This window comes from Marinobacter sp. SBS5, from assembly GCF_048285575.1.
Taxonomy (GTDB): Bacteria; Pseudomonadota; Gammaproteobacteria; order Pseudomonadales; family Oleiphilaceae; genus Marinobacter.
Genome location: NZ_JBLWAZ010000003.1, coordinates 325,480 through 348,221, shown reverse-complemented (window position 1 = coordinate 348,221; position 22,742 = coordinate 325,480). Strand labels below are relative to the sequence as shown.

Annotated in this window: 17 protein-coding genes and 4 tRNA genes; 16 read left to right on the top strand and 5 right to left on the bottom strand. The window is 53.0% G+C overall.

Going from position 1 to position 22,742, the window contains the following annotated elements; translation table 11 throughout:
• Window positions 1-35: 35 nt before the first annotated feature.
• Window positions 36-770 carry a UDP-2,3-diacylglucosamine diphosphatase gene (lpxH, locus tag ACNQ6O_RS08700; protein WP_418052838.1) on the bottom strand — a complete coding sequence of 245 codons (735 nt, stop codon included), beginning with the start codon at window positions 768-770 and terminating at the stop codon, window positions 36-38.
• Complete coding sequence (locus ACNQ6O_RS08695; RefSeq protein WP_418052837.1) at window positions 767-1,267, bottom strand: peptidylprolyl isomerase; 501 nt, start codon at window positions 1,265-1,267, stop codon at window positions 767-769. The genes lpxH and ACNQ6O_RS08695 overlap by 4 nt, the downstream gene beginning before the upstream one ends.
• A gap of 159 nt (window positions 1,268-1,426) precedes the next feature.
• Here ACNQ6O_RS08695 and ACNQ6O_RS08690 point away from each other — a divergent pair, with 159 nt between their 5' ends.
• The 3 genes from ACNQ6O_RS08690 (at window position 1,427) to ACNQ6O_RS08680 (ending at window position 6,813) form a co-directional block, all read left to right on the top strand.
• Window positions 1,427-3,106, top strand: a complete 1,680-nt coding sequence (locus ACNQ6O_RS08690; protein ID WP_418052836.1) for a glutamine--tRNA ligase/YqeY domain fusion protein — start codon at window positions 1,427-1,429, stop codon at window positions 3,104-3,106.
• Window positions 3,106-4,491 (top strand): cysteine--tRNA ligase, encoded by a 1,386-nt coding sequence (cysS, locus tag ACNQ6O_RS08685; RefSeq protein ID WP_418052835.1) that lies wholly within the window; start codon window positions 3,106-3,108, stop codon window positions 4,489-4,491. Before ACNQ6O_RS08690 ends, cysS begins: the two co-directional genes overlap by 1 nt.
• Before the next feature lie 150 nt (window positions 4,492-4,641).
• Window positions 4,642-6,813 carry a malate synthase G gene (locus ACNQ6O_RS08680; protein ID WP_418052834.1) on the top strand — a complete coding sequence of 724 codons (2,172 nt, stop codon included), beginning with the start codon at window positions 4,642-4,644 and terminating at the stop codon, window positions 6,811-6,813.
• A gap of 95 nt (window positions 6,814-6,908) precedes the next feature.
• On the opposite strand, the gene folD is transcribed toward ACNQ6O_RS08680, so the two are convergent.
• On the bottom strand, window positions 6,909-7,766 hold the full coding sequence (gene folD / locus ACNQ6O_RS08675; protein ID WP_418052833.1) for a bifunctional methylenetetrahydrofolate dehydrogenase/methenyltetrahydrofolate cyclohydrolase FolD: 858 nt from the start codon (window positions 7,764-7,766) through the stop codon (window positions 6,909-6,911).
• 237 nt (window positions 7,767-8,003) lie between these two features.
• Between folD and ACNQ6O_RS08670 the strand changes: the two genes are divergently transcribed.
• From ACNQ6O_RS08670 to ACNQ6O_RS08625, 10 genes are all read left to right on the top strand, one after another.
• Window positions 8,004-8,080, top strand: a tRNA-Pro gene (locus ACNQ6O_RS08670).
• A 33-nt stretch (window positions 8,081-8,113) separates the two neighbouring features.
• Window positions 8,114-8,190, top strand: a tRNA-Arg gene (locus tag ACNQ6O_RS08665).
• A 92-nt stretch (window positions 8,191-8,282) separates the two neighbouring features.
• Window positions 8,283-8,358, top strand: a tRNA-His gene (locus ACNQ6O_RS08660).
• Window positions 8,359-8,414: 56 nt separating this feature from the next.
• Window positions 8,415-8,499: transfer RNA gene (locus ACNQ6O_RS08655), tRNA-Leu, on the top strand.
• A gap of 220 nt (window positions 8,500-8,719) precedes the next feature.
• Window positions 8,720-10,024 (top strand): trigger factor, encoded by a 1,305-nt coding sequence (gene tig, locus ACNQ6O_RS08650; RefSeq protein WP_418052832.1) that lies wholly within the window; start codon window positions 8,720-8,722, stop codon window positions 10,022-10,024.
• 163 nt (window positions 10,025-10,187) lie between these two features.
• Complete coding sequence (clpP, locus tag ACNQ6O_RS08645; protein ID WP_418052831.1) at window positions 10,188-10,823, top strand: ATP-dependent Clp endopeptidase proteolytic subunit ClpP; 636 nt, start codon at window positions 10,188-10,190, stop codon at window positions 10,821-10,823.
• 76 nt (window positions 10,824-10,899) lie between these two features.
• Window positions 10,900-12,183: an ATP-dependent Clp protease ATP-binding subunit ClpX gene (gene clpX, locus ACNQ6O_RS08640; RefSeq protein ID WP_418052830.1), complete on the top strand. Its 1,284-nt coding sequence runs from the start codon at window positions 10,900-10,902 to the stop codon at window positions 12,181-12,183.
• A gap of 172 nt (window positions 12,184-12,355) precedes the next feature.
• Complete coding sequence (gene lon / locus ACNQ6O_RS08635) at window positions 12,356-14,773, top strand: endopeptidase La (protein ID WP_418052829.1); 2,418 nt, start codon at window positions 12,356-12,358, stop codon at window positions 14,771-14,773.
• A 142-nt stretch (window positions 14,774-14,915) separates the two neighbouring features.
• Window positions 14,916-15,284, top strand: coding sequence for an HU family DNA-binding protein (locus ACNQ6O_RS08630; protein ID WP_418052828.1), 369 nt, complete (start codon window positions 14,916-14,918; stop codon window positions 15,282-15,284).
• A gap of 154 nt (window positions 15,285-15,438) precedes the next feature.
• Complete coding sequence (locus tag ACNQ6O_RS08625) at window positions 15,439-17,286, top strand: SurA N-terminal domain-containing protein (protein ID WP_418052827.1); 1,848 nt, start codon at window positions 15,439-15,441, stop codon at window positions 17,284-17,286.
• Between the two features lie 41 nt (window positions 17,287-17,327).
• On the opposite strand, the gene hexR is transcribed toward ACNQ6O_RS08625, so the two are convergent.
• Complete coding sequence (hexR, locus tag ACNQ6O_RS08620; RefSeq protein ID WP_418052826.1) at window positions 17,328-18,209, bottom strand: transcriptional regulator HexR; 882 nt, start codon at window positions 18,207-18,209, stop codon at window positions 17,328-17,330.
• 178 nt (window positions 18,210-18,387) lie between these two features.
• Here hexR and zwf point away from each other — a divergent pair, with 178 nt between their 5' ends.
• The 3 genes from zwf to ACNQ6O_RS08605 are packed head-to-tail and all read left to right on the top strand — an operon-like array spanning window position 18,388 to window position 21,225.
• The gene (gene zwf, locus ACNQ6O_RS08615) at window positions 18,388-19,860 is read left to right on the top strand and encodes a glucose-6-phosphate dehydrogenase (protein WP_418052825.1); all 1,473 of its coding nucleotides are present in this window, start codon (window positions 18,388-18,390) and stop codon (window positions 19,858-19,860) included.
• Entirely contained in the window at window positions 19,847-20,566 is a 720-nt protein-coding gene (gene pgl, locus ACNQ6O_RS08610; RefSeq protein WP_418052824.1) for a 6-phosphogluconolactonase, read from the top strand. Before zwf ends, pgl begins: the two co-directional genes overlap by 14 nt.
• A complete protein-coding gene (locus tag ACNQ6O_RS08605; RefSeq protein ID WP_418052823.1) occupies window positions 20,566-21,225 on the top strand; it encodes a bifunctional 4-hydroxy-2-oxoglutarate aldolase/2-dehydro-3-deoxy-phosphogluconate aldolase in 660 nt (219 codons plus the stop codon). The genes pgl and ACNQ6O_RS08605 overlap by 1 nt, the downstream gene beginning before the upstream one ends.
• A gap of 8 nt (window positions 21,226-21,233) precedes the next feature.
• On the opposite strand, the gene pyk is transcribed toward ACNQ6O_RS08605, so the two are convergent.
• Window positions 21,234-22,682: a pyruvate kinase gene (gene pyk, locus ACNQ6O_RS08600; RefSeq protein ID WP_418052822.1), complete on the bottom strand. Its 1,449-nt coding sequence runs from the start codon at window positions 22,680-22,682 to the stop codon at window positions 21,234-21,236.
• Between the last annotated feature and the right edge of the window lie 60 nt (window positions 22,683-22,742).

Sequence of the window (22,742 nt, the reverse complement as noted above, 5' to 3'; positions counted from 1 at the left end):
GGGCTTTCTCATAGTTCTGCTCACAAGGGGAAGGGTTACGCGCTATCGAGCGGGGTCTTCTTGAGCTCGAGCGTTGCTCCGGGCCGAGCGACAAGCCACCAGACGTTTTTGTCCCAGTCACCCAGCACGATACGGCGGGCGGGATTTCCGTTGGCTTCCAGCTCATGGATAGCCGGGCGGTGCGTGTGGCCATGGATCATCAGTTGAACATCGTGGCGCTCGAACTCGTTAACCACTTCTTCAAGGTTCACATCCATGATGGATTCTGCTTTGCCCTGATTCTTCGCCATGGAAATTTCCCGCAGTTGGCGGGCCATCAGTTGGCGATCTTTCAGTGGGCGTGCCAGCAGCATCGCCACGGTTTTTGGATTGCGCATGTTGGTGCGGAATTTCTGGTATTCCACGTCATCGGTGCACAGACTGTCGCCGTGCATCAGCAGGGTAGGGGTGCCGTATAGATCGATTACGGTTGGGTCATCCAGCAGGGTTGCGCCGACGCGTTCGCAGAAATCTTCACCAATCAGAAAGTCCCGGTTGCCGTGCATCAGGTAGGTGTCGGTACCTGAGTCGCTGACTTCTCTCAGGGCTGTTGCTACCTGTTCCTGCAGCGGTGTTCGTTCATCGTCGCCAATCCAGGCTTCGAAGAAATCGCCGAGAATATAGAGGCGTTCAACGCCCATCGCTTCGTTTTTGAGGAAGTTCAGAAACGCGCCCGTAATGTCCGGGCGCGATTCTTCAAGGTGTAAATCCGAGATGAACAGTGTGCTCACGCGGCCTCCACGACCTCAGCCTTGATAATCACAATGTCTTCAGCGGGAACGTCCTGATGGCCTGCACGCATGGTGGTGCGGGTGGCGCGGATTTTGTTCACGGTTTCCATGCCTTCAGTAACCTTGCCGAATACACAGTAGCCCCAGCCTTCAGCGTTCTTTCCAGTGTGGTCCAGGAAGCCGTTGTTCTCAACGTTGATGAAGAACTGGGCGGTTGCTGAGTGAGGGTCCATGGTGCGAGCCATGGCGACAGTGCCAATCATGTTGCTCAGACCGTTGTCCGCTTCGTTCTGAATGGGATCGCGGGTTTGGCGCGGCTTCATGCCGGGTTCGAATCCGCCACCTTGAACCATAAAGTTGCTGATTACCCGGTGAAAAATGAGGCCGTCGTAGAAACCGTCGCGAACGTACTGTTCGAAGTTTTTGGCCGTTTCGGGAGCATTTTCGTAATCGAGTTCCAGTTTGATCTCACCGAGATTGGTTTGCAGCAGAATCATCAGGGCTTCCTGTAATGGGTGTGTAAAGGTTCAAAGTAAGCATTGTACTGAAGAGTTTCGTCCTGTGCATGAGTACTGCAAGGATTTGTGAGTATAATAGGCGGTTTAACGGAGCCTCTGAATAGCTCCCACAATTCATTCCCTGTTGACAGAGATTGTATGAGCGCCGAGTCGAAGAAAGCCCACAACTTTATTCAGAGCCTGATCGAAGATGCCGTCGCCAAGGGCGAGCACACGGGCAAAGTCGTTACCCGGTTTCCGCCTGAGCCCAATGGTTATCTGCATGTTGGTCATGCCAAATCTATCTGCCTGAACTTCGGCATTGCTGAGACGTTTGACGGCGAATGCAACCTCCGCTTCGATGATACCAACCCGGAGAAGGAAAGCCTGGAATACATCAACGCCATCAAGCGTGATGTCGAATGGCTTGGCTTCGAATGGGCCGACGAAGTGCGTTATGCCTCAGATTACTTCGATCAACTTTATGGCTTTGCTGAAGAGTTGATCGAAAAGGGCAAGGCCTATGTCTGTGCGCTGACGGCTGATGAGATGGCCGAATACCGTGGCTCCCTGAAAGAGCCTGGTAGGAACAGCCCGTACCGTGATCGTCCGACTGAAGAGAGCTTGCAGTTGTTCCGCGATATGCGTGACGGGAAATTTCAAAACGGTGAGTTGGTGTTGCGTGCCAAGATTGATATGGCGTCTCCAAACATCAACCTGCGCGATCCGATTCTGTACCGCATTCGTTATGCGGATCATCACCAGACAGGCGATAAGTGGTGCATTTACCCGATGTACGACTTCACGCACCCGATTTCGGATGCGCTGGAAGGCATTACTCACTCGCTGTGTACCCTTGAGTTCGAGGATCATCGCCCGCTGTACGACTGGGTGTTGGACAACATCACCATTCCTTGTCATCCGAGGCAGATTGAGTTCGCTCGCCTGAACCTTAACTACACGGTCACCAGTAAGCGTAAGCTCAAGCGGTTGGTTGACGACAATGTGGTTGATGGCTGGGACGATCCCCGCATGCCGACCATTTCCGGTATGCGCCGCCGTGGTTTCACGCCAGAATCTATTCGCACCTTCTGTGACATGATCGGTGTGAATAAGGCTGGCGGAACCGTTGATGTGGGCATGCTTGAGCATGCGATCCGCGAAGATTTGAACACCCGTGCGCCGAGAGCTATGTGTGTGATGCGCCCGATCAAGGTGACGCTGACCAACTACCCCGAGGGGCAGACGGAAACCCTGACCTTGCCGGTTCATCCGCAGAACCCGGAAATGGGCGAGCGTGAAGTAACCTGGAGTCAGGTTCTGTACATCGATCGTGAAGATTTTGCCGTTGAGCCTCCGCGTAAGTGGAAGCGTTTGGCTCCGGATCAGGCGGTTCGCCTGCGCGGTGGTTACGTGATGACGTGCAAAGAAGTGATTCGCGATGACAGTGGTGAAATCGTTGAGCTCAAGTGCGAATACGATCCGAAGACTCTGGGTGTAAACCCAGAGGGCTATAAGCCGAACGGTGTTATTCACTGGGTGTCGGCTGCGGACAGCGTTGAAGTGCGCATCAACCAGTATGATCGTCTGTTTAATCACGAGTCGCCAGACAGTGATAAGGACGGCGATATGATGGATCACATCAATCCAGAGTCCTTGGTTGTTCTTGAGGGGGCGCGTGTCGAAAAAAGCTTGGCTTCGCCACGTACCGATTTGCCGTACCAGTTCGAGCGTGAAGGCTACTTTTTCTGCGACCAGACATTGACCGACAGAGCTGGTATGCCTGTCTTTAATCGCACAGTGACCTTGCGGGATTCATGGGGCAAGGGGGGGAAGTAATGCGCATTTACAATACGCTCACGCAGAAAAAAGAAGACTTTAAGCCGATCGAGCCGGGCAAGGTACGTATGTATGTGTGCGGCATGACCGTCTACGACTACTGCCACCTTGGGCATGGTCGGGTGCTGGTAGCCTTCGATGTGATCAGTCGCTACCTGCGTCACCGCGGTTATGACGTGCACTACGTGCGCAACGTCACCGACATTGATGACAAGATTCTGCGTCGGGCTGAGGAAAATGGTGAGGTGTATACCGACCTGACCGAGCGCATGATTGATGCCATGCACGAAGACGAGGCGCGTTTGGGGGTGCAATCCCCGAACGAAGAGCCGCGAGCAACGGCGTTTATCGGCGAAATTATCTCCATGATTGAAACGCTGATTACCAGTGGTCACGCCTACGCGGCCGATAACGGTGATGTGTATTTCGCGGTGGATTCATTTCCGGATTACGGCAAGCTCAGCAAGAAAAAGCTGGAAGACCTAGTGGCTGGCGCGCGAGTGGGCGTGCAGGAAGCCAAGCGCAGTCCAGCGGACTTTGCCCTTTGGAAGGCTGCTAAGCCCGGTGAAGTGAGCTGGCCTTCGCCTTGGGGTGACGGTCGCCCCGGTTGGCACATTGAGTGCTCGGCCATGTCCACCAAATGCTTGGGTGATACCTTTGATATTCACGGAGGTGGCCCGGACTTGCTATTCCCGCACCACGAAAACGAAATTGCTCAGTCTGAATGTGCGACGGGCCATAAGTTCGTTCATACCTGGATGCACGCCGGTGCCATACGCGTGAATAAAGAGAAGATGTCCAAGTCTTTGGGCAACTTCTTCACCATTCGCGAGATTTTGGAAACCTATCCGGCAGAGGTTGTCCGCTATTTCCTGGTCTCCAGTCATTACCGCAGTCAGGTGGATTACTCGGCAGACAGTTTGGCAGAAGCTAGCCGCACGCTGACCAAGCTCTATCACGCCTTGCGCGGCGTTACGCCGGCTTCGAGCGACGATGTTCCGGAAACCGAACACGACCGTCGATTTGCGGAAGTGATGGACGACGACTTTAACACCGCGGGCGCTATCGCTGTGCTGCATGCGGTGGCAAATGACATAAATCAACATCGTCGTGAAGGCGATGAACAAAAGGCGGCGTATAGTGCTGCTGTTCTTGTACGCTTGGGTAGCGTGCTAGGACTGCTTCAGCAAGATCCGGAAGCGTTCTTCCAAGCTGATACCGGCAGTGAGCTGAGTGCGGATGATATCGAGGCCATGATTCAGGCCCGTGCCGAGGCTCGTAAAGCCAAGGACTTTGCAGAAAGTGATCGAATTCGGGATGAGTTGCTTGAGAAGGGTATCGTTCTGGACGACAGTCGCGAAGGGACAACTTGGCGCCGAGCTTGATGCTCGGAGTTTCGACAAAAGCCGTATTGTGATTTTCGGGAATGACGTTGTAGGGAATTTCACGTACAATGCGGCGCTCAAATATTCATGCCCCTGAGAGCTCAAGGCAATCGGGGAGTCGGGAAATACAACCCATTGAGGCAGGTAACGATGACAGAACGCGTTCAAGTTGGCGGCATTCAGGTCGCAAAGAATCTGTATGACTTCGTGAACAACGAAGCCATCCCGGGCACCGGTATTGATGCCGACAAATTCTGGGCCGAGTTCGACAAGGTTGTGAACGAGCTGGCGCCGCGTAACCGTGAATTGCTCGCTAAGCGTGATGCCATTCAAGAGAAGCTGGACACTTGGAACCGTGACCACAAGGGTCAGAAACTGGACATGGCTGAGTACAAGTCATTCCTGAAAGAAATCGGTTACCTGGTTGATGAGCCAGAAGATTTCAAAATCTCTACTTCTAACGTAGATCCTGAAGTTGCCACCATGGCTGGCCCGCAGCTGGTTGTGCCGGTGATGAACGCTCGTTTCGCCCTGAACGCGGCTAACGCTCGTTGGGGTAGCTTGTACGATGCGCTTTACGGCACCGATGCTCTGTCAGAAGAAGATGGCGCTGAGAAAGGTCGTGGCTACAACCCAGTACGTGGCGCCAAGGTAATTGAGTGGGCTCGTAACCTGTTGGACAGCTCTGCACCTCTGGCTGCTGGCAGCCATAAAGATGCGGCCAAATATTACGTTGATGGCGGCAAGCTGGCGGTCAAGCTGCAAAATGGCGAAGTGACTGGTCTGAAAGACGAGTCTGGTTTTGTTGGTTTCACCGGTGCGGCTGATGAGCCGACTGGCCTGTTGCTGGTTAAGAACGGCATGCACTTTGAAATCCAGATCGATGCTAGCCATCCGATCGGAAAAGACGACGGTGCTAACGTTAAAGATGTTCTGATGGAGTCTGCTCTGACCACCATCATGGACTGTGAAGACTCGGTTGCCGCGGTAGATGCCGAAGATAAGGTTCTGGCCTATAAAAACTGGTTGGGCCTGATGAAGGGCAACCTGGAAGAGTCGTTCGAGAAAGGCGGCAAGCAGGTTACTCGTCGCATGAACCCGGACCGCGCCTATACTGCGGCGGATGGCAGCGACCTTACCTTGAAAGGCCGCAGCATGATGTTCGTGCGTAACGTTGGTCACCTGATGACTAACCCTGCCATTCTGCTGGCTGACGGCAGCGAAGTTCCTGAAGGTCTGATGGATGGCTTTGTCACTTCTTTGATCGCTATCCACGATCTGAAAGGTGCTGGCCAGTTCCAGAACAGCACCAAGGGTTCTGTATACATTGTTAAGCCGAAGATGCACGGTCCTGAAGAAGTTGCGTTCACCAACGAATTCTTTGGTCGCGTAGAAGATGCTCTTGGCCTGCCGCGCTTCACTCTAAAAGTGGGCATCATGGACGAAGAGCGTCGCACCACAGTTAACCTGAAAGCCTGTATCCACGCAGCTAAAGAGCGGACGGTCTTCATTAACACTGGCTTCCTGGATCGTACCGGTGATGAGATGCACACCTCCATGGAGTTGGGTCCATTCATCCGCAAAGGCCAGATGAAGCAGGCTGCCTGGATCAGCGCTTACGAGCAGTGGAACGTTGATATCGGTCTGGAAGCGGGCCTCTCAGGTGTTGCTCAGATTGGTAAAGGTATGTGGGCCATGCCAGACCTGATGGCTGGCATGCTGGAGCAGAAGATCGGTCATCCGAAGTCTGGCGCGAACACTGCGTGGGTTCCGTCCCCAACTGCGGCGACTCTGCACGCAACTCACTACCATCAGGTAAGTGTGTTCGATATCCAGAAAGAGCTGGCTAGCCGTCAGCGCGCTGCTCTTGAAGACATCCTGACTGTGCCGGTTATGGAAGATCCGTCTTCGCTGACCGCTGAAGACATTCAGCAGGAGCTGGACAACAATGCTCAGGGTATCCTGGGTTACGTTGTTCGTTGGATCGACAGTGGTGTTGGTTGTTCTAAAGTGCCAGACATCAATGATGTTGGCCTGATGGAAGACCGTGCGACTCTGCGTATCTCTTCTCAGCTGCTGACTAACTGGTTGTACCACGGCATCTGCACTGAAGAGCAGATTCTGGAAACCATGAAGCGCATGGCCGCTGTTGTTGACCGTCAGAACGCCAACGACCCGTCTTACCGCAACATGGCGCCAGGCTTCGATGGCATTGCCTTCCAAGCTGCTTTGGATCTGGTTCTGAAGGGCCGTGAGCAGCCGAACGGCTACACTGAGCCTCTGCTGCACGCTTACCGCCTGAAGGCGAAAGCTAGCCAGTAATAAGGCTTCAGAAATGAAAAACCCCGCTTTTGCGGGGTTTTTTTATGGCTGCCGGTTGGTGACAGCGAGGTTTGCCATGATGTTTTGGTAGCGTGTCAGTCTGCGTGCAATACGTCAGCGGCGTACAGGGTGTTCTCTAACAGCTTGGCGATGGTCATGGGGCCTACGCCGCCAGGGACTGGGGTGATGTATGCTGCACGCTCTGAGGCGGCTTCAAAGTCGACATCGCCGCACAATGAGCCGTTCTCCAGTCGGTTGATGCCTACGTCAATGACGGTGGCCCCGGGCTTGACCCATTCCCCTTTGATAATTCCCGGTTTGCCAACCGCTGCAATCAAGATGTCGGCTTCGCCAACAAATTTTTCAAGATTATCTGTAAAGCGGTGGCAGACTGTCGTCGTTGCGCCTTTAAGCAGTAGTTCCATGCTCATCGGGCGTCCAACGATGTTAGATGCGCCCACAATGACCGCGTGCTGGCCTTTGTAGGGGGTGCCGATGGAGTCCAGGAGGGTGATGACGCCAGCCGGTGTGCAGGGGCGTAGAGTGGGTTTGCGCTGCATCAGGCGGCCGATGTTAAAGGGATGGAAGCCATCGACGTCTTTGTCTGGGCGGATCTTTACCAAAATTGGGTCAGCATCCAGATGTGAGGGTAGGGGTAGCTGCACAAGAATCCCGTCGATAGCCGGATTCTCATTCAGTTCATCCACCAGGGCTTCCAGAGCATCTTGTGAGGTGTCTTCGGGCAGGTCGTAAGACAGTGACATGATGCCCGCTTGCTCGCAGGCTTTGCGTTTGTTGCCTACGTATACCTGTGAGGCAGGGTCGCTGCCGACCAGAATGACCGCCAGACCTGGGGCTCTGAGCCCTTTCTGTTTGCGGGCTTCGACGCCGACAGCAACCTGCTGTCGAACCTGTGCAGCAATTTCTTTACCTTTAATTAGTGTGGCGCTCATGTTTCCATCTTGTAGGTTGGGCATGAATAATGGTGTAATAGTGAAGGTCAGGCATTGTCTCATGGTTCAGCATTCACGCCAACGTAAGTAGGCAGCTGAAATAACCTTCATCGGAAGGTCTATGAGAAGGCGATTTCATAATTATCTGAATGAATTTCAAATTCTTTGTTGACGGATGCGAAACTCGAAGGTAATATGCGCGCCAACTTTGCTGAAGCACTTGTTGTTCAGTCTTATCGGGGTATAGCGCAGTCTGGTAGCGCGCCTGCTTTGGGAGCAGGATGTCGGGAGTTCGAATCTCTCTACCCCGACCATTTTTCTGAATATTCAGGTGGGCGAAAGGTCAAGCGCCCGTAGCTCAGCTGGATAGAGCATCCGCCTTCTAAGCGGATGGTCGCAGGTTCGAGTCCTGCCGGGCGCGCCATTAGGCTTAAGGTTCGGTCTGCACCGGGCTCGTCAAACCAGCAAAGTTTAAGCTAGACAGATTAAAGTGCCGCAGGGCACTTTTTTAATGTGGTGGACGTAGCTCAGTTGGTAGAGCTCAGGATTGTGACTCCTGCGGTCGAGGGTTCGAACCCCTTCGTCCACCCCACTTTATCTTTTTAGTGATTTCCGATGGTCTGAGTTCTTCAGGTCGTATTCGGGCATGCGAGAGTGGCGGAATTGGTAGACGCACTGGATTTAGGTTCCAGCGGGGAAACCTGTGAGAGTTCGAGTCTCTCCTCTCGCACCATCCTTCTTTGTATTTCTGTTTTTTATCCCCATATATTACGTTTCTCGCTGCAATCATGCTGTTAAACCTATATTCAGGTTTGCGCAATGATTCTCTCGGCAGGGTAAACCGTGATAAACTACCGGCTTTTAATTTTGCGTCCCGCTAGAGTGTTTCGCTTCCGCTGGGATTTTGTTTTAATTTTCATTCACATACAGAATCTGTAATTCGAGGATCTTCCATGCAAGTGTCTGTTGAAACGACCTCTAACATCGAACGTCGCATGACGATTGGTGTGCCCGCCCAGGAAATTGATCAGGCGGTTCAGAAACGCCTACAGGAAACTGCTCGCACTGTTCGCTTGAACGGTTTCCGTCCAGGCAAGGTGCCCATGAGCGTGGTTAAGCGTCGTTTCGGTGACAGCATCCGTCAAGAAATCGTTGGCGAAGTTATGCGCGACAACTACATCAAGGCGTTGCAGGAGCAGGATATTAATCCGGCGGGCTGGCCTCAGTTTGAGCCAAAGACCATGGAAGAGGGCAAAGACCTCGAGTTCGTGGCTGTGTTCGAAGTGTTGCCGGAAATTGAACTGGGTGACCTGAGCAAGGTTAACGTTGAGAAGCCCGTTGCCGAAGTAACTGACAAAGATATCGATACCATGATCGATAACCTGCGTCGCCAGCAGGCTCCCATGAAAGAAGTTAAGCGCAAGTCCAAGAATAAGGACGTTGTGACGATTGACTTCAAGGGCACGATCGATGGTGAAGAGTTTGAAGGTGGTGCAGCTGAAGGTCATCGTCTGACTCTGGGTTCTGGTCAGATGATTCCTGGCTTCGAAAAAGGCATCGTTGGCGGCAAGACAGGTGAAGAGCTTGAAATCGAAGTGACCTTCCCTGAGGACTACCACAACGAAGATTTGGCTGGTAAGCCTGCCAAGTTCGAAATCAAGATTCATAAAGTAGAAGAAGCTCAGTTGCCAGAACTGAATGCTGAATTCTTCCAGAAGTTCGGTATTGAAGCCGAAGACGAAGCTGGGTTCCGTGAAGAAGTTAAGAAAAACATGGAGCGTGAGCTGAAGCAGGCTGTTGCCAACAAGGTTAAGAACGACGTTGTTGAAGGTCTGCTGGAAACGACTGAGCTGGACGTTCCGTCTTCCTTGGTTGATCAGGAAATCGATCGTCTGCGTCAAGAAGCCGTTCAGCGCTTTGGTGGTCAGGTGGACTTCCAGCAGCTGCCGAAGGAAATCTTCGAAGATCAGGCTAAGCGTCGCGTTAAGACCGGTTTGTTGTTCCAGGAAGTGGTTAAGGCTAACGATTTGAAGGCTGACGCCGCTAAAGTAGATGAAAAGATTCAGGAAATCGCTTCTACTTACGAGCAGCCAGAAGAAGTTGTAGCTCACTTCAACAGCAGCCAAGAACAGAAGACTCAGGTTGAGTCCGTTGTTCTGGAAGAAGCAGTAGTTGAATTGGTGCTGGCTCAGGCCAAAGTGAAAGAAAAGAAGATGAAGTACGAGGAAGCAGTCAAAGCTGGCCAAGCTCAGCGTTGATAGCTCGGGCATAGCCCTGAGTCGCTTTCTGGAAACAGCCGGTGTATCCGGCTGTTTTCATCTGGGCTCACTGCTGGCAAAGTATAAGGGTATCTTGGCTTTATATTCCGGATATCCTGCTGCAGGAGTCCATGCCCAATGTCTTTAAGGAGTTCAGGCACACATGACGCAAAAACCGTTTGATGGCCCAACAATGATAACGAACGCCGGTCTGGTGCCGATGGTAATCGAGCAGACGGCACGTGGAGAGCGGTCCTTCGACATTTATTCTCGCCTTCTGAAAGAGCGGGTAATTTTTCTTGTCGGTCAGGTTGAAGATCACATGGCCAACCTGGTCGTTGCTCAGTTGTTGTTCCTGGAATCCGAAAACCCGGATAAGGACATTCACCTGTACATCAACAGCCCGGGTGGTTCGGTCACTGCGGGTATGTCGATCTACGACACCATGCAGTTCATCAAGCCGGATGTGGCTACGTTGTGTATTGGTCAGGCGGCTAGCATGGGAGCGTTCCTCCTCGCCGGTGGCGCAGAAGGCAAGCGTGCATGCCTACCTAATTCCCGCGTCATGATCCACCAACCATTGGGTGGTTATCAGGGGCAGGCGACGGACATCGAAATCCATACCCGTGAGATTCTGAAGATCCGTAATACCCTGAATACAATTCTGGCGCAGCATACTGGACAGGATCTGGAAACCATTGCTCGTGATACCGATCGCGACAACTTTATGGATCCACACCAGGCGAAAGAGTACGGGCTAATTGATACAGTACTTGATAAGCGCGTACCGAATAACTAATACTGAAAGTCATCGCATCACCCTTGGCCTGCGTATTTAAAGTTCTGGCAGGCTAACGAAGAACAGAGGTATTTCAATGGCAGATGAAAGAAACGGCAGAGGCGACGATAACGGCAAGTTGCTGTACTGCTCGTTTTGCGGAAAGAGCCAGCATGAAGTCCGTAAGCTCATCGCAGGGCCCTCGGTTTTCATCTGCGACGAGTGTGTTGATCTGTGCAACGACATCATTCGGGAAGAGATTCAGGAGAATGCCCAGGAAGAAGCGAGTGATCGCCTTCCGGTTCCGGCAGAGATCCGTGACACTCTGAACGAGTATGTGATTGGCCAGGATCGCGCCAAGATTGTGCTGGCTGTAGCCGTCTACAACCACTACAAGCGCTTGCGTTACGGTGAAGGCAAGAGCGACGTTGAGCTTGGCAAGAGTAACATTCTGCTGATTGGTCCTACCGGTAGCGGTAAAACTTTGTTGGCCGAAACCTTGGCGCGTACCTTGAATGTGCCTTTTACCATTGCGGACGCAACCACTCTGACCGAAGCCGGTTACGTTGGTGAAGATGTTGAAAACATCATTCAAAAGCTGCTTCAGAAGTGCGACTATGACGTAGAGAAGGCCCAGCGCGGCATTGTCTACATTGACGAAATCGACAAGATTTCTCGTAAGTCCGACAATCCGTCTATCACTCGAGATGTGTCTGGTGAAGGCGTGCAGCAGGCGTTGCTGAAGCTGATCGAAGGTACGGTTGCTTCTGTTCCTCCCCAGGGCGGACGAAAGCATCCCCAGCAGGAATTTCTGCAGGTGGATACAGGGAACATTCTGTTTATCTGTGGCGGTGCCTTCGCCGGGTTGGAAAAAGTTATCCAGGAGCGCTCAGAGCGCAGCTCGATCGGTTTCTCTGCAACCGTGAAGAGTCCGGACGATAGCAAGAGTGCTGGCGACATCATTCAAGATGTGGAAACCGAAGATCTGGTCAAGTTCGGCCTGATTCCGGAGTTTGTGGGGCGTTTGCCAGTAGTGGCCACGCTAACTGAGCTGGATGAAGACGCGTTGGTTCAGATTCTGACGGAGCCAAAGAACGCTTTGACCAAGCAGTACCAAAAGCTGTTTGATCTTGAAGGTGTGGAGCTGGACTTCCGTGAAGACGCACTGCGAGCCGTTGCTCGTCAAGCTATGACCCGTAAAACCGGTGCTCGAGGCCTGCGTTCCATCATGGAAGCGACCTTATTGGATACTATGTATCAGATTCCGTCTGAAACGGATGTGTCCAAAGTGGTGGTTGATGAAAGTGTGATCAACGGTGAATCAGAGCCGTTCAAGATCTATGCGAATAGCGATCACGTAAAGGCTGCATCAGAAGACTGACTTTGTCGATTGACGAAAGATCGGTGAACTGAAAAGGGGCGTTACGCGCCCCTTTTTCATGGCTGTTTATAAAGTGCCCGCCACGAATTTTACCCCGTAAAAAGATTGCAATTTGTGTCTGCGCCCCAATGATGGGTGATATGCTGAATAAAATGCTTTCAGAGGATTCTCTATGACCCTTATATCCGAAGAAACCGTGCAAGAATATCCGCTGCTTCCGCTTCGCGATGTGGTGGTGTTTCCGCACATGGTGGTGCCACTGTTTGTAGGACGCGAAAAGTCCATTCAGGCACTTGAAGCCGCGATGGAGGGTAGCAAAGAGATTTTGTTGGTTGCACAGAAGGATGCAGCCACAGACGAACCAGGCGCTGCCGACGTGTTTGAGATGGGCACATTGGCTACTGTGTTGCAGATGCTGAGATTGCCGGACGGCACCGTTAAAGTGCTGGTAGAAGGTAATGCCCGTGCCAGTATTTCCGGTATTGAAGAAGGTGACTACCTGACTGCCGGTGCCGTGTTGATGGACGAAGACCAGTTGCCTGAGCGAGAGCAGGGAGTGTTGATCAAAACCCTGCTGGATGAGTTCGAAAAGTACGTGAAGCTCTCCAAAAAGGTTCCGTCCGAGGTCTCTAATTCCCTGACTGGTATAAACGAGATCGATCGCTTGGTTGATACCATGGCGGCGCATCTCGATATGCAGATTCCTGAAAAACAGGAGCTTCTGGAAGCCCTGGATATCCGTAAGAGGGTAGACCTGCTGCTGGGCAAGCTAGACAGCGAAACGGATCTGATTGAAGTTGAAAAGCGTATCCGTGGCCGCGTTAAGAAGCAGATGGAACGTAGCCAGCGAGAGTATTACCTAAACGAGCAAATGAAGGCGATCCAGAAAGAGATGGGTCAGCTCGGTGAGGGGAATAACGACTTTGAAGAGCTGGAGCAGAAGCTGGAAGAAGCCGGCTTGCCGGAAGAGGCTCGCAAAAAGACCGAGGCCGAGCTCAATAAGTTGAAGATGATGTCGCCGATGTCTGCCGAGGCAACGGTGGTGCGTGGCTATATTGACTGGATGTTGGCGGTGCCCTGGAAAAAACGTAGCCGGGTGCGCCACGACCTCGAGAAGGCCCGTGAGATTCTGGACAAGGATCATTACGGTCTGGACGAAGTGAAGAAGCGTATTCTCGAGTATCTCGCCGTTCAGAGCCGGGTGAAAAAGGTGAAAGGCCCTGTGCTTTGCCTGGTAGGGCCTCCGGGTGTGGGTAAGACCTCCCTCGGCCAATCGATTGCTAAGGCAACCAACCGTAAGTACACCCGTATGGCTTTGGGTGGCGTTCGCGATGAAGCCGAAATTCGCGGTCACCGTAAAACCTATATAGGGGCCCTGCCGGGCAAGTTGCTTCAGAAGCTGTCGAAAGTTGGCGTCAAAAACCCGCTGTTCTTGTTTGATGAAATCGACAAGATGGGTATGGATCACCGTGGTGACCCCGCCTCTGCGTTGCTGGAAGTGCTGGACCCGGAGCAGAATCACACCTTTAACGATCATTACCTTGAGGTGGATTATGACCTCTCCGACGTGATGTTCGTGTGTACCTCCAACTCCATGGACATACCTCCAGCTCTGCTGGATCGGATGGAAATTATCCGCATCCCGGGTTACACCGAAGATGAGAAGGTCAACATTGCGCTGAGATACCTGTTGCCAAAGCAGATTGTGGCGAATGGTTTGCGTAAGAACGAATTGGAAATGCCGGAAGAAACGCTGCGGGACTTAATTCGTTATTACACTCGTGAAGCGGGTGTTCGTGGGCTGGAGCGTGAAATCGCCAAGATCTGCCGGAAGGTCGTGCGGGAGCACGTGGAGAGCAGCGACAAGGCTTCGGTAACGATTACGCCAGAGATGTTGGAAGACTATTCGGGTGTGAAGAAGTTCAAGTATGGCCTTGCCGAAGAGAACAACCAGATCGGTCAGGTGACCGGTTTGGCCTGGACTCAGGTTGGCGGGGAATTGCTAACGATTGAGTGTGCATTAACGCCGGGTAAAGGTCGGGTTGTGAAGACCGGCTCACTCGGTGATGTCATGCAGGAGTCGATTCAAACGGCTCTCACTGTGGTCAGAAGTCGTGCAACCGGGCTTGGCGTAGCCGACGATTTCCATGAAAAGCACGACTTACACGTGCACGTTCCGGAAGGTGCAACGCCAAAAGATGGTCCGAGTGCGGGTATCGGGATGTGCACAGCTCTCGTTTCTTCACTCACGAAAATACCGGTCCGCGCTGACGTTGCGATGACGGGTGAGATCACTCTTAGAGGCCGCGTATTGCCGATTGGTGGCCTTAAAGAGAAGCTCCTTGCAGCCCACCGTGGCGGCATAAAGACCGTCTTGATTCCGGACGAAAATGTTCGTGATCTCAAAGAGATACCGGAGAATATAAAGGAATCGCTCGAGATCAAGCCGGTTAAGTGGATTGACGAAGTTCTCGATATTGCTTTGGCTTATCCGCCGGAGCCGAGAGTGGCAGAAGGTGAAGAAAAAACGGCTTCTTCCAAAGGAAATGACGATTCCAATGATGCTGTGGAGCGCATAAATACACATTAAACACTGGATGAGTTGTTGACATGCCGGAGAGCCCATTGGTATAACTGTTTCGCCGTGAAGCAGCCAATACCAAGGGCTCCCGCGCAGTATGTGCCTATTCCAAACACCGGTTAATCGCCGAAAGGAATAATAAAAGCGAAGAATGGAATTCTCCGACCGCTTATGCGATAGTCGTGAGCGTCCGCGAAAAAACAAACCAACCTATAACATCTTCAACCTGATATCGAAGGGGTTTAGTGTGAACAAGTCCGAACTGATTGATGCAATTGCAGAATCCGCAGATATTTCTAAAGCTGCAGCTGGCCGTGCGCTGGATGCTATGACGAACACCATCACTGGTGCTCTGAAGAATGACGATCAGGTTACTCTGATCGGCTTCGGTACCTTTTCTGTGAAGGAGCGTGCCGCTCGTACTGGCCGTAACCCGCAGACTGGCGCTGAGATCAAGATTCCGGCCTCTAAAGTGCCTGGATTCAAGGCAGGCAAGGCCCTGAAAGACGCTGTTAAGTAATAGCTCTTTCTCTGGCAGCTTCCGCTGGCGGAAGTTGCCATAAGAATTCAAGGCGCATTCCGAACAGGGTGCGCCTTTTTACGTTAAAGGCAGCCGGGGCTACAGCTCACACAATAATCACCAGCACGACCTTGAACAGGGATTCAGAACTAACATGCTTCAAGATATTCGGGATAACGCCCAGAGTACCATCGCCAAGGTAATCGTTGGCCTTTTGATTGTTTCCCTTTCCATCTGGGGAATGGATGCCATTATTGGCGGTTTTACCGGTGAGCCCGAAGTGGCTACGGTGAATGGAACTGACATCACCGAACGGGAATTTCTCCGAACCGTTCAGCTGGAAACTCAACAGCGTTTGATGCAGATGGAAACCCCAGACCCATCGCTGGTGGACGAAGACCAGCTGCGCATGGATGTACTGGAAGCCCTTATTCAAGAGGCCGTGCTGACCCAAGATGCTCAAAGCCAAGGGCTTGAGCTGTCTGATGCGGATATTGATGCCTTGATTATGCAGATGCCCCAGTTCCAGGTGGACGGCAAGTACAGCCCGGAAAGATTCGCTGCTACCGTTCGTAATTTGGGAATGGGTGTTGCCGAGTTTCGGGCCAGCTTGCATAAGAGCTATGTGACTAACCAAATTCGTGCGGCGATTGCTCAAACCGCATTGGCGGCGCCGGAAAATGCCGCTCAGCTGCTGGCGATTCAAAACCAGACCCGCGATTTCCGTGTGCTGTCGCTGTCCAAGGACGAAGTCGTTGATCAGGTGGCTGTGTCGGATGACGAGGTTGCCGCTTATTACGAAGAGAACAAGGCTCAGTTCCAGGAGCCGGAAAATGTCGATGCTGTTTATTTGACTCTGTCTCAGGCGACGTTGGCTGAAGCTGTTAAAGTGAGTGAAGACGAAGTTCGGGCTGAGTACGAATCACGGGCCGAGCAGTTCGCTCGAGAAGAGCGTAAAGCGGCCCACATTCTGGTTGAGGCGGGTGCTGAAGCGGATGAAACCCTTGCCACTATCCAGTCGCGGTTGGATGCCGGGGAATCGTTCGCCGAGCTTGCTGAAGAGTTTTCGGTAGACACCGTGTCTGGACGAGAGGGCGGTGATCTGGGATATGCCGGTCGAGGTGTGTACGACGAAGCGTTTGAAGAGGCGCTGTTCGCATTGGAAAAGGGTGAAATTTCCGAGCCGGTAGAAACCAGCTTTGGTATTCACTTGATTCGCTTGGACGATGTTCGTCGCTCGGATGTACCAGCGTTTGAGGAGCTGGAAGGGCAACTGCGCAAAGAGCTGGCTCGTGCCAAAGCCGAAGAGCGTTACGTCGAAGTTCGTGCTGATTTGGCTGACGCCGCCTACGCAGCTGATGATCTGGCGGGTCCTGCCGGTGAATTGGGCCTTGACTTGCGGGAAGTGAAGGGTGTTACCCGTGATGGCGGTTCAGCACCGTTTGATCATGCCGGACTGGTGCGCCAGTTGTTCTCTGCCGATGTGCTGGAAGATGGCTACAACACTGAGCTGATCGACGTGGGCGACAACGTCTCTGTCGTGGCGCGTGTGAAAACGCATCGTGAAGCTCGGCAGCTTGAGCTGGCTGATGTTCGTGATGACATCAAAGCCACACTTGAAGTCATGGCCATACGTGAAGCGTTGCAAGCGAAGGCCAATGCGCTGGTGTCTGACATTGAGTCAGGTGCTAACGTTGAGCAGGGCAACTGGCAGCAATTTGAAGCCCAAGGCCGCGGTGCCGCCGGTGATCTCAGCCAGCTGGTTCTTCGGAAGGCCTTCACTATGCCGCGCCCTGACGGCGAGCAGCCTTCAGTCGACGCAGTTGTTGGCTTGGCGGAAGCGCATGTTATCGTGCTTGAAGCGGTCAACGAAGGTGAGGTTGATCGTGAACACGCCGAGTTCCAGCAGGTTCAGAGGTTCCTGACCCAGCTGGAAGGTCAGCGTGAGTATGCGGTATATCAGCAATACCTGAGAGAAACAGCCGAGGTGGAGCGTAACTAATCTAACGCTCCAGGAAAAAAGGGTGCTTCGGCACCCTTTTTTTATGCCTTGGGATCAAGAGGGAAGCGCGTGGCCTTCAGGCTTTCTTTCACCTTTTTGAGGTGGTTCAGGAAGTCGGGCCCCCGTTTCAGCGTAACGCCGGTAGCCAGTATGTCGATAACCGTCAGGTGGATAATGCGCGAAGACATTGGCATATAAACTTCGGTGTCTTCCGGGGACGTTACCCCTAGAACGGTGGTGCACACTGCAGCCAGCGGAGAATCCGGATTGGTAATGCCAATAACGGTAGCACCATTACTCCGGGCCAGCTCGGCTGACTCGACGGATTCCCGAGTACGGCCGGTATAGGAAATCACGACAATGGTATCGCCGACACCGGCGCCGGCTGCGACCATTCTCTGCATGAGCGCGTCATCGTAGGCTGACACCGGCGTGTTAAATCGAAAAAATTTGTGCTGAGCGTCCATTGCGACCGATGCGGATCCGCCCATGCCGAAAAAAATGATTTGTTTCGCCTGAATCAGATAATCCACCACCGTGGCGATGGACTCAGGGTTAAGCGCCTGTCGGGCTTTATCCAGGCTGGCGATGGTACTGAGCATGATCTTGTCGGCATATTCAGTAGCACTGTCATCGGGTTTGATGTTCTCCCCGACATAGGGCGTGCCAGTGGCAATGCTTTGTGCCAGACGTATCTTGAAATCGGGGAAGCCCGTGGCCGAAAAACCACGGCAAAAGCGGTTAACGGTCGGTTCACTGACATCTGCAGCCCTGGCCAGTGCGGCAATGCTGTAGCGGGTTGCAGCACTGGGGTCGCGGAGAATGGCACCGGCAACTTTACGCTCGGATTTGTTAAGGGTTTCCAGGCGGTTCTGGATTTCTTCCAGTAAATTCTCTTCTCTACGGACCGCACTGACTGCCATACGGATTACTCCCTGTCTGCAAGCAATATGAGTAATGAGGCCCCATTATACCTGCCTCGAATTAAAATCTGAGTAGTAAAAACGTCATAATTGGCGAGGCTCCTTGGATTCCATGATAGGCGGTGTCATTATTTAGCTAAAGTTACGACAAGAATGCGCCACTGGGATGGGGGATTGAATGTCAGAGCCACTGCCAGCCTCTTGTGATCTTATGCTTTTCGGTGGGTTGGGGAACCTCGCCCGAAAGAAGCTTTTTCCCGCGCTCTATCAATTGGATCGGGCAGGTTTGCTTGCAGAAAACAGTCGTATTCTGGCCATTGCCCGGCGTGACTTGGGCCTCGAGGAGATGAGAGCGGGGTTGATCTCGAATCTGGAGGCTGTGGTTGCGGACGATGAGTTTGATCCGGAGTTGGCAGCCAGTTTTGCCGCGAGGGTGGATTACCAGCTTCTTGATTTCACCGAGACCGCCGCATTCTCTGAACTGAACAGTTGGCGCAACCCTGATAATAACCTGATCGTTTACATGGCCACACCACCCGCCATGTATGGGGAAATTGCGCGCAATCTTAAAGACCAGAGTTGTTGCACGGCACGTACCCGGGTCGTCGTGGAGAAACCGATAGGACATGACTTGGCGTCATCCATGGTGATCAATGATGCGTTGGCCGAGGTTTACGACGAAAGCCAACTCTTCCGTATTGATCACTACTTGGGTAAAGAAACGGTCCAGAACCTGATCGCCCTTCGTTTTGCCAACAACCTGTTTGCTTCCCAGTGGGACCAGAATCATATCTCTCACGTAGAGATTACCGTGGCTGAGAGCACTGGCATTGATGGTCGCTGGGGGTATTTTGATAAGGCCGGGCAGGTTCGGGATATGATCCAGAACCATTTACTGCAATTGCTCTGCCTGATTGCAATGGACCCGCCTGCTGATTTGTCAGCGGACAGTATTCGTGATGAAAAGGTCAAAATACTGAAAGCGCTCAAGCGGATCACGCCGGATATGATGGAGCAGTACGTGGTGCGAGGCCAGTACGCGGCCGGCGCTAGCAATGGCAAGGTGGTGCCGGGGTATCTGGAGGAAGAGGGCGCCGATAAGGCCAGCCTCACGGAAACCTTTGTCGCCTTAAAAGTGGAGATCGATAATTGGCGCTGGTCGGGCGTGCCGTTTTACATCCGTACCGGCAAACGCATGCCCGAAAAAATGGCCCAGATCATTATCCATTTCAAACCGGCTCCACATTACATTTTTGACCCTGATCAGAAGCACTTGGCTAATAATAAGCTGATCATTCGGCTCCAGCCCGACGAAGGCATGGCTCTGAAAATTCTCACCAAAGAGCACGGTTTGGATAAGGGCATGCGGTTACGCCAAGGGCCGCTCGAGCTGACGTTTTCTGAAACCTTTGGTGCTGAGCGTATTCCGGATGCGTACGAGCGTTTGCTGTGGGAAGTGATGCGAGGCAGCCAGTATTTGTTCGTGCGGCGTGATGAAGTTGAACATGCTTGGCGTTGGGTGGATCAGATTATTCAAAACTGGCGTGATTTGGGCGAGCCACCGAAACGATACGCCGCTGGCACATGGGGGCCGGTTGCGTCCATAGCGCTGATTACCAGAGACGGCAGGAGTTGGTATGAAGATGCCTGATTTGCAGCTGCCGAAGGGCGTTGCTTCACATTTGGCTGAGACGCAGGAGGCCGTTGCTCAAACACTGGCAGATCATGTCGCGGAATGTTTAAGGCTCCAACTTGCTGAAAAGCCGGAGGCAACGCTGGTGGTCTCTGGTGGATCAACGCCGCTGCCGTTTTTCCGGGCATTGCGGGAAAAGCCATTGGAGTGGGCTAGAGTTAAAGTAGCACTGGCAGACGAACGCTGGGTGCCGGAAAGTGATCCGGCCAGTAACGTGGCTTTGGTAAAATCGGAGCTGTTGCAAGGCGCGGCGGCTGATGCCCGGTTCGTGCTGTTTCATTATGAAAACAAAGACCCGCTGGATGCGTTGTCTGAGCTTGAGGCTGCAGCAGCCGAGTTAACCTTGCCGATCGATGTGTTGGTGTTAGGTATGGGTAATGACGGGCATACCGCGTCGCTGTTCCCTGATGCGCCGGAGTTGGCCAGCGCAATGAATCCGAAAGGGGAGCGGCGCGTTATGGTGATGACTCCGCCGTCTCAGGAGCACCAGCGGGTGACCTTAACTTTGCCGGTTTTGGCACAAGCTCGCTTCAAAGCGCTACACCTGAAAGGGGAAGACAAAATCGCCACCTTGGCTCGAGCCGCAGATGTCCCGGCTGATTGGTCGGCTATGCCGATTCGGGCCTTCCTACAAGCCGGGTTGAATGTTTACTGGAGCCCCTGATGCCACAACTCTCAAACGACCATAAGCTGCAAGTTGAAAAAGTATTGACCCGATCGCCGGTCATACCGGTGATTACCGTCCATCGTTTGGCTGATGCTGTGCCCTTGTGTAAGGCTCTGTATGAAGGGGGTATTGGTGTTCTGGAGATTACCCTGCGCACAGAGTTCGGCTTGGCGGCGATCGGTGAGGTCCGAAAGGCGCTGCCGAATGCCTTGGTTGGGGCCGGTTCCGTAACCAGCATTGCCCAATACCGTGACGTTGAGTTGGCTGGGGCTCAATTTGTGATCACCCCCGGAGTCACCGAAGCGGTTCTTGAATTTGGTGTTACGTCTGAAGCGCCTTTGTTGCCGGGCATCTCCACCGCATCGGAATTGATGATGGGCCACATTCACGGTTACCGGCATTTCAAATTCTTTCCGGCTGAAGTGGCTGGTGGTGTTGCTGCGCTTAAAGCGTTGGCAGGCCCGTTTCCTGATGTGACGTTTTGTCCCACAGGTGGTATTCGCCAGGATACGGCGGCTGACTACCTGAAACTCGATAATGTTGCTGCGGTGGGCGGCAGCTGGTTAACGCCTGCCGATAAAATCAAAGCGAAGGACTGGGCGGCGATTTCCGATATCGCACGCGCCAGCCTTGTTGATGCCAGAGGGCAAAGATAGCGCTTTGGTTAGTTGATGTCGCTGCCTACCTGGACGATTTTCATGGTATTTGTACCACCTTGAGCGTTCACGAAATCGCCGTTGGTAATCACCACGAGATCGCCCTGTTTCACGTATTCGCGCTTAACCAACTCGTCTAGTGCTAGGTTCTTGACCTGCTCTTTTTTGTGATTGGCGGAGTCGAACGGCACGGTTTGTACACCGCGATACAGGCTAACCTTGTGCTGAGTCGAGTGGTGCCGGGAGAACGCGAAGATTGGCAAGGCCGATTTGATACGCGACATCAGTCGGGGCGTTGAACCGGTTTCTGTCAGGCAGATAATGGCGGATACGCCTTGCAGGTGGTTTGCTGCGTACATGGCGGATAGCGCAATGGCTTCGTCGACGGCTTCCATGCTTTCGTTAATGCGATGCTTCGATTGGCGCATTGATGGATGGCGCTCGGCACCCATACAGATTCTCACCATGGCCTCGACGGCCTCGATCGGGTAGTCGCCCACTGCAGTTTCGGCCGACAACATGACCGCATCGGTATAGTCCATAACCGCGTTGGCCACGTCGGATACTTCAGCTCGGGTAGGCATTGGGTTGGTGATCATGGATTCCATCATCTGGGTGGCGGTAATAACCACTCGGTCGAGCACTCGGGCTCGGGCAATGATGTGCTTCTGAACGGCGACTAATTCTGCATCGCCAATCTCGACAGCCAAGTCGCCCCGCGCAACCATCACCGCATCAGAGGCTCTGATAACGGCATCCAGTGCTTCGGTATCGTGTGCCAGCTCGGCGCGTTCGATTTTCGCCACCAAACCGGCATCAGAGCCGGCTTCTTTTAACAGTTTTCTAGCAACGTGCATGTCTTCTGCAGTCCGCACGAAAGAGACAGCAACGTAGTCTGCTCCCAGATTTGCGGCAGTAACGATGTCTTGCTTGTCTTTTTCGGTCAGAGCGTCAGCAGATAGCCCGCCACCGCGCTTGTTCAGGCCCTTGTTGTTGGACAGAGGGCCGCCAATGAGCACAGTGGAGGTGATGCTGTGATCATCTACGGCCGTCACTTCCATTTCGATACGGCCATCGTCCAGAACCAGAATGTCGCCTGGGGTGACGTCGTTAATCAGCTCTTCGTAATCGATGCCGACAGCGGCTTCGGTGCCGGCTGCTTTATCCATGGCGGCATCCAGTACAAAAGTCTGGCCGCGCTCCAGCGTAACTTTGTTGTTTGTGAAGCGAGCGATTCTTAGCTTGGGGCCTTGAAGGTCTGCTAACAGCGCAACGAAACGACCTTGTGCTGCCGCTGTTTCGCGCACGTTCTTAGCCCGCTCGATATGCTCCTGCGCACTGCCGTGGGAAAAGTTCAGGCGGGTGACATCCACACCGGCAGCAATAATGCCGGCTAGAGCTTCCTTACTGTCAGTGGCGGGGCCGAGGGTGGCTACAATTTTGGTGCGCCGTAGCATAGAGGGTGTCCTTTTGATGTGTCGTAAACGAAGATTATATTGAGTATGGTTAATTGAATC

What these genes read in the sequence shown, in the direction of transcription:
- ACNQ6O_RS08690 (WP_418052836.1), top strand. Translation starts at nt 1,427, where the DNA reads ATGAGCGCCGAGTCGAAGAAAGCCCACAACTTTATTCAGAGCCTGATC.
- clpP (WP_418052831.1), top strand. Translation starts at nt 10,188, where the DNA reads ATGACGCAAAAACCGTTTGATGGCCCAACAATGATAACGAACGCCGGT.
- clpX (WP_418052830.1), top strand. Translation starts at nt 10,900, where the DNA reads ATGGCAGATGAAAGAAACGGCAGAGGCGACGATAACGGCAAGTTGCTG.
- zwf (WP_418052825.1), top strand. Translation starts at nt 18,388, where the DNA reads ATGTCAGAGCCACTGCCAGCCTCTTGTGATCTTATGCTTTTCGGTGGG.
- lon (WP_418052829.1), top strand. Translation starts at nt 12,356, where the DNA reads ATGACCCTTATATCCGAAGAAACCGTGCAAGAATATCCGCTGCTTCCG.
- ACNQ6O_RS08630 (WP_418052828.1), top strand. Translation starts at nt 14,916, where the DNA reads ATGGAATTCTCCGACCGCTTATGCGATAGTCGTGAGCGTCCGCGAAAA.
- cysS (WP_418052835.1), top strand. Translation starts at nt 3,106, where the DNA reads ATGCGCATTTACAATACGCTCACGCAGAAAAAAGAAGACTTTAAGCCG.
- folD (WP_418052833.1), bottom strand. Translation starts at nt 7,766, where the DNA reads ATGAGCGCCACACTAATTAAAGGTAAAGAAATTGCTGCACAGGTTCGA.
- ACNQ6O_RS08680 (WP_418052834.1), top strand. Translation starts at nt 4,642, where the DNA reads ATGACAGAACGCGTTCAAGTTGGCGGCATTCAGGTCGCAAAGAATCTG.
- ACNQ6O_RS08625 (WP_418052827.1), top strand. Translation starts at nt 15,439, where the DNA reads ATGCTTCAAGATATTCGGGATAACGCCCAGAGTACCATCGCCAAGGTA.
- tig (WP_418052832.1), top strand. Translation starts at nt 8,720, where the DNA reads ATGCAAGTGTCTGTTGAAACGACCTCTAACATCGAACGTCGCATGACG.
- pyk (WP_418052822.1), bottom strand. Translation starts at nt 22,682, where the DNA reads ATGCTACGGCGCACCAAAATTGTAGCCACCCTCGGCCCCGCCACTGAC.
- ACNQ6O_RS08695 (WP_418052837.1), bottom strand. Translation starts at nt 1,267, where the DNA reads ATGATTCTGCTGCAAACCAATCTCGGTGAGATCAAACTGGAACTCGAT.
- pgl (WP_418052824.1), top strand. Translation starts at nt 19,847, where the DNA reads ATGAAGATGCCTGATTTGCAGCTGCCGAAGGGCGTTGCTTCACATTTG.
- hexR (WP_418052826.1), bottom strand. Translation starts at nt 18,209, where the DNA reads ATGGCAGTCAGTGCGGTCCGTAGAGAAGAGAATTTACTGGAAGAAATC.
- ACNQ6O_RS08605 (WP_418052823.1), top strand. Translation starts at nt 20,566, where the DNA reads ATGCCACAACTCTCAAACGACCATAAGCTGCAAGTTGAAAAAGTATTG.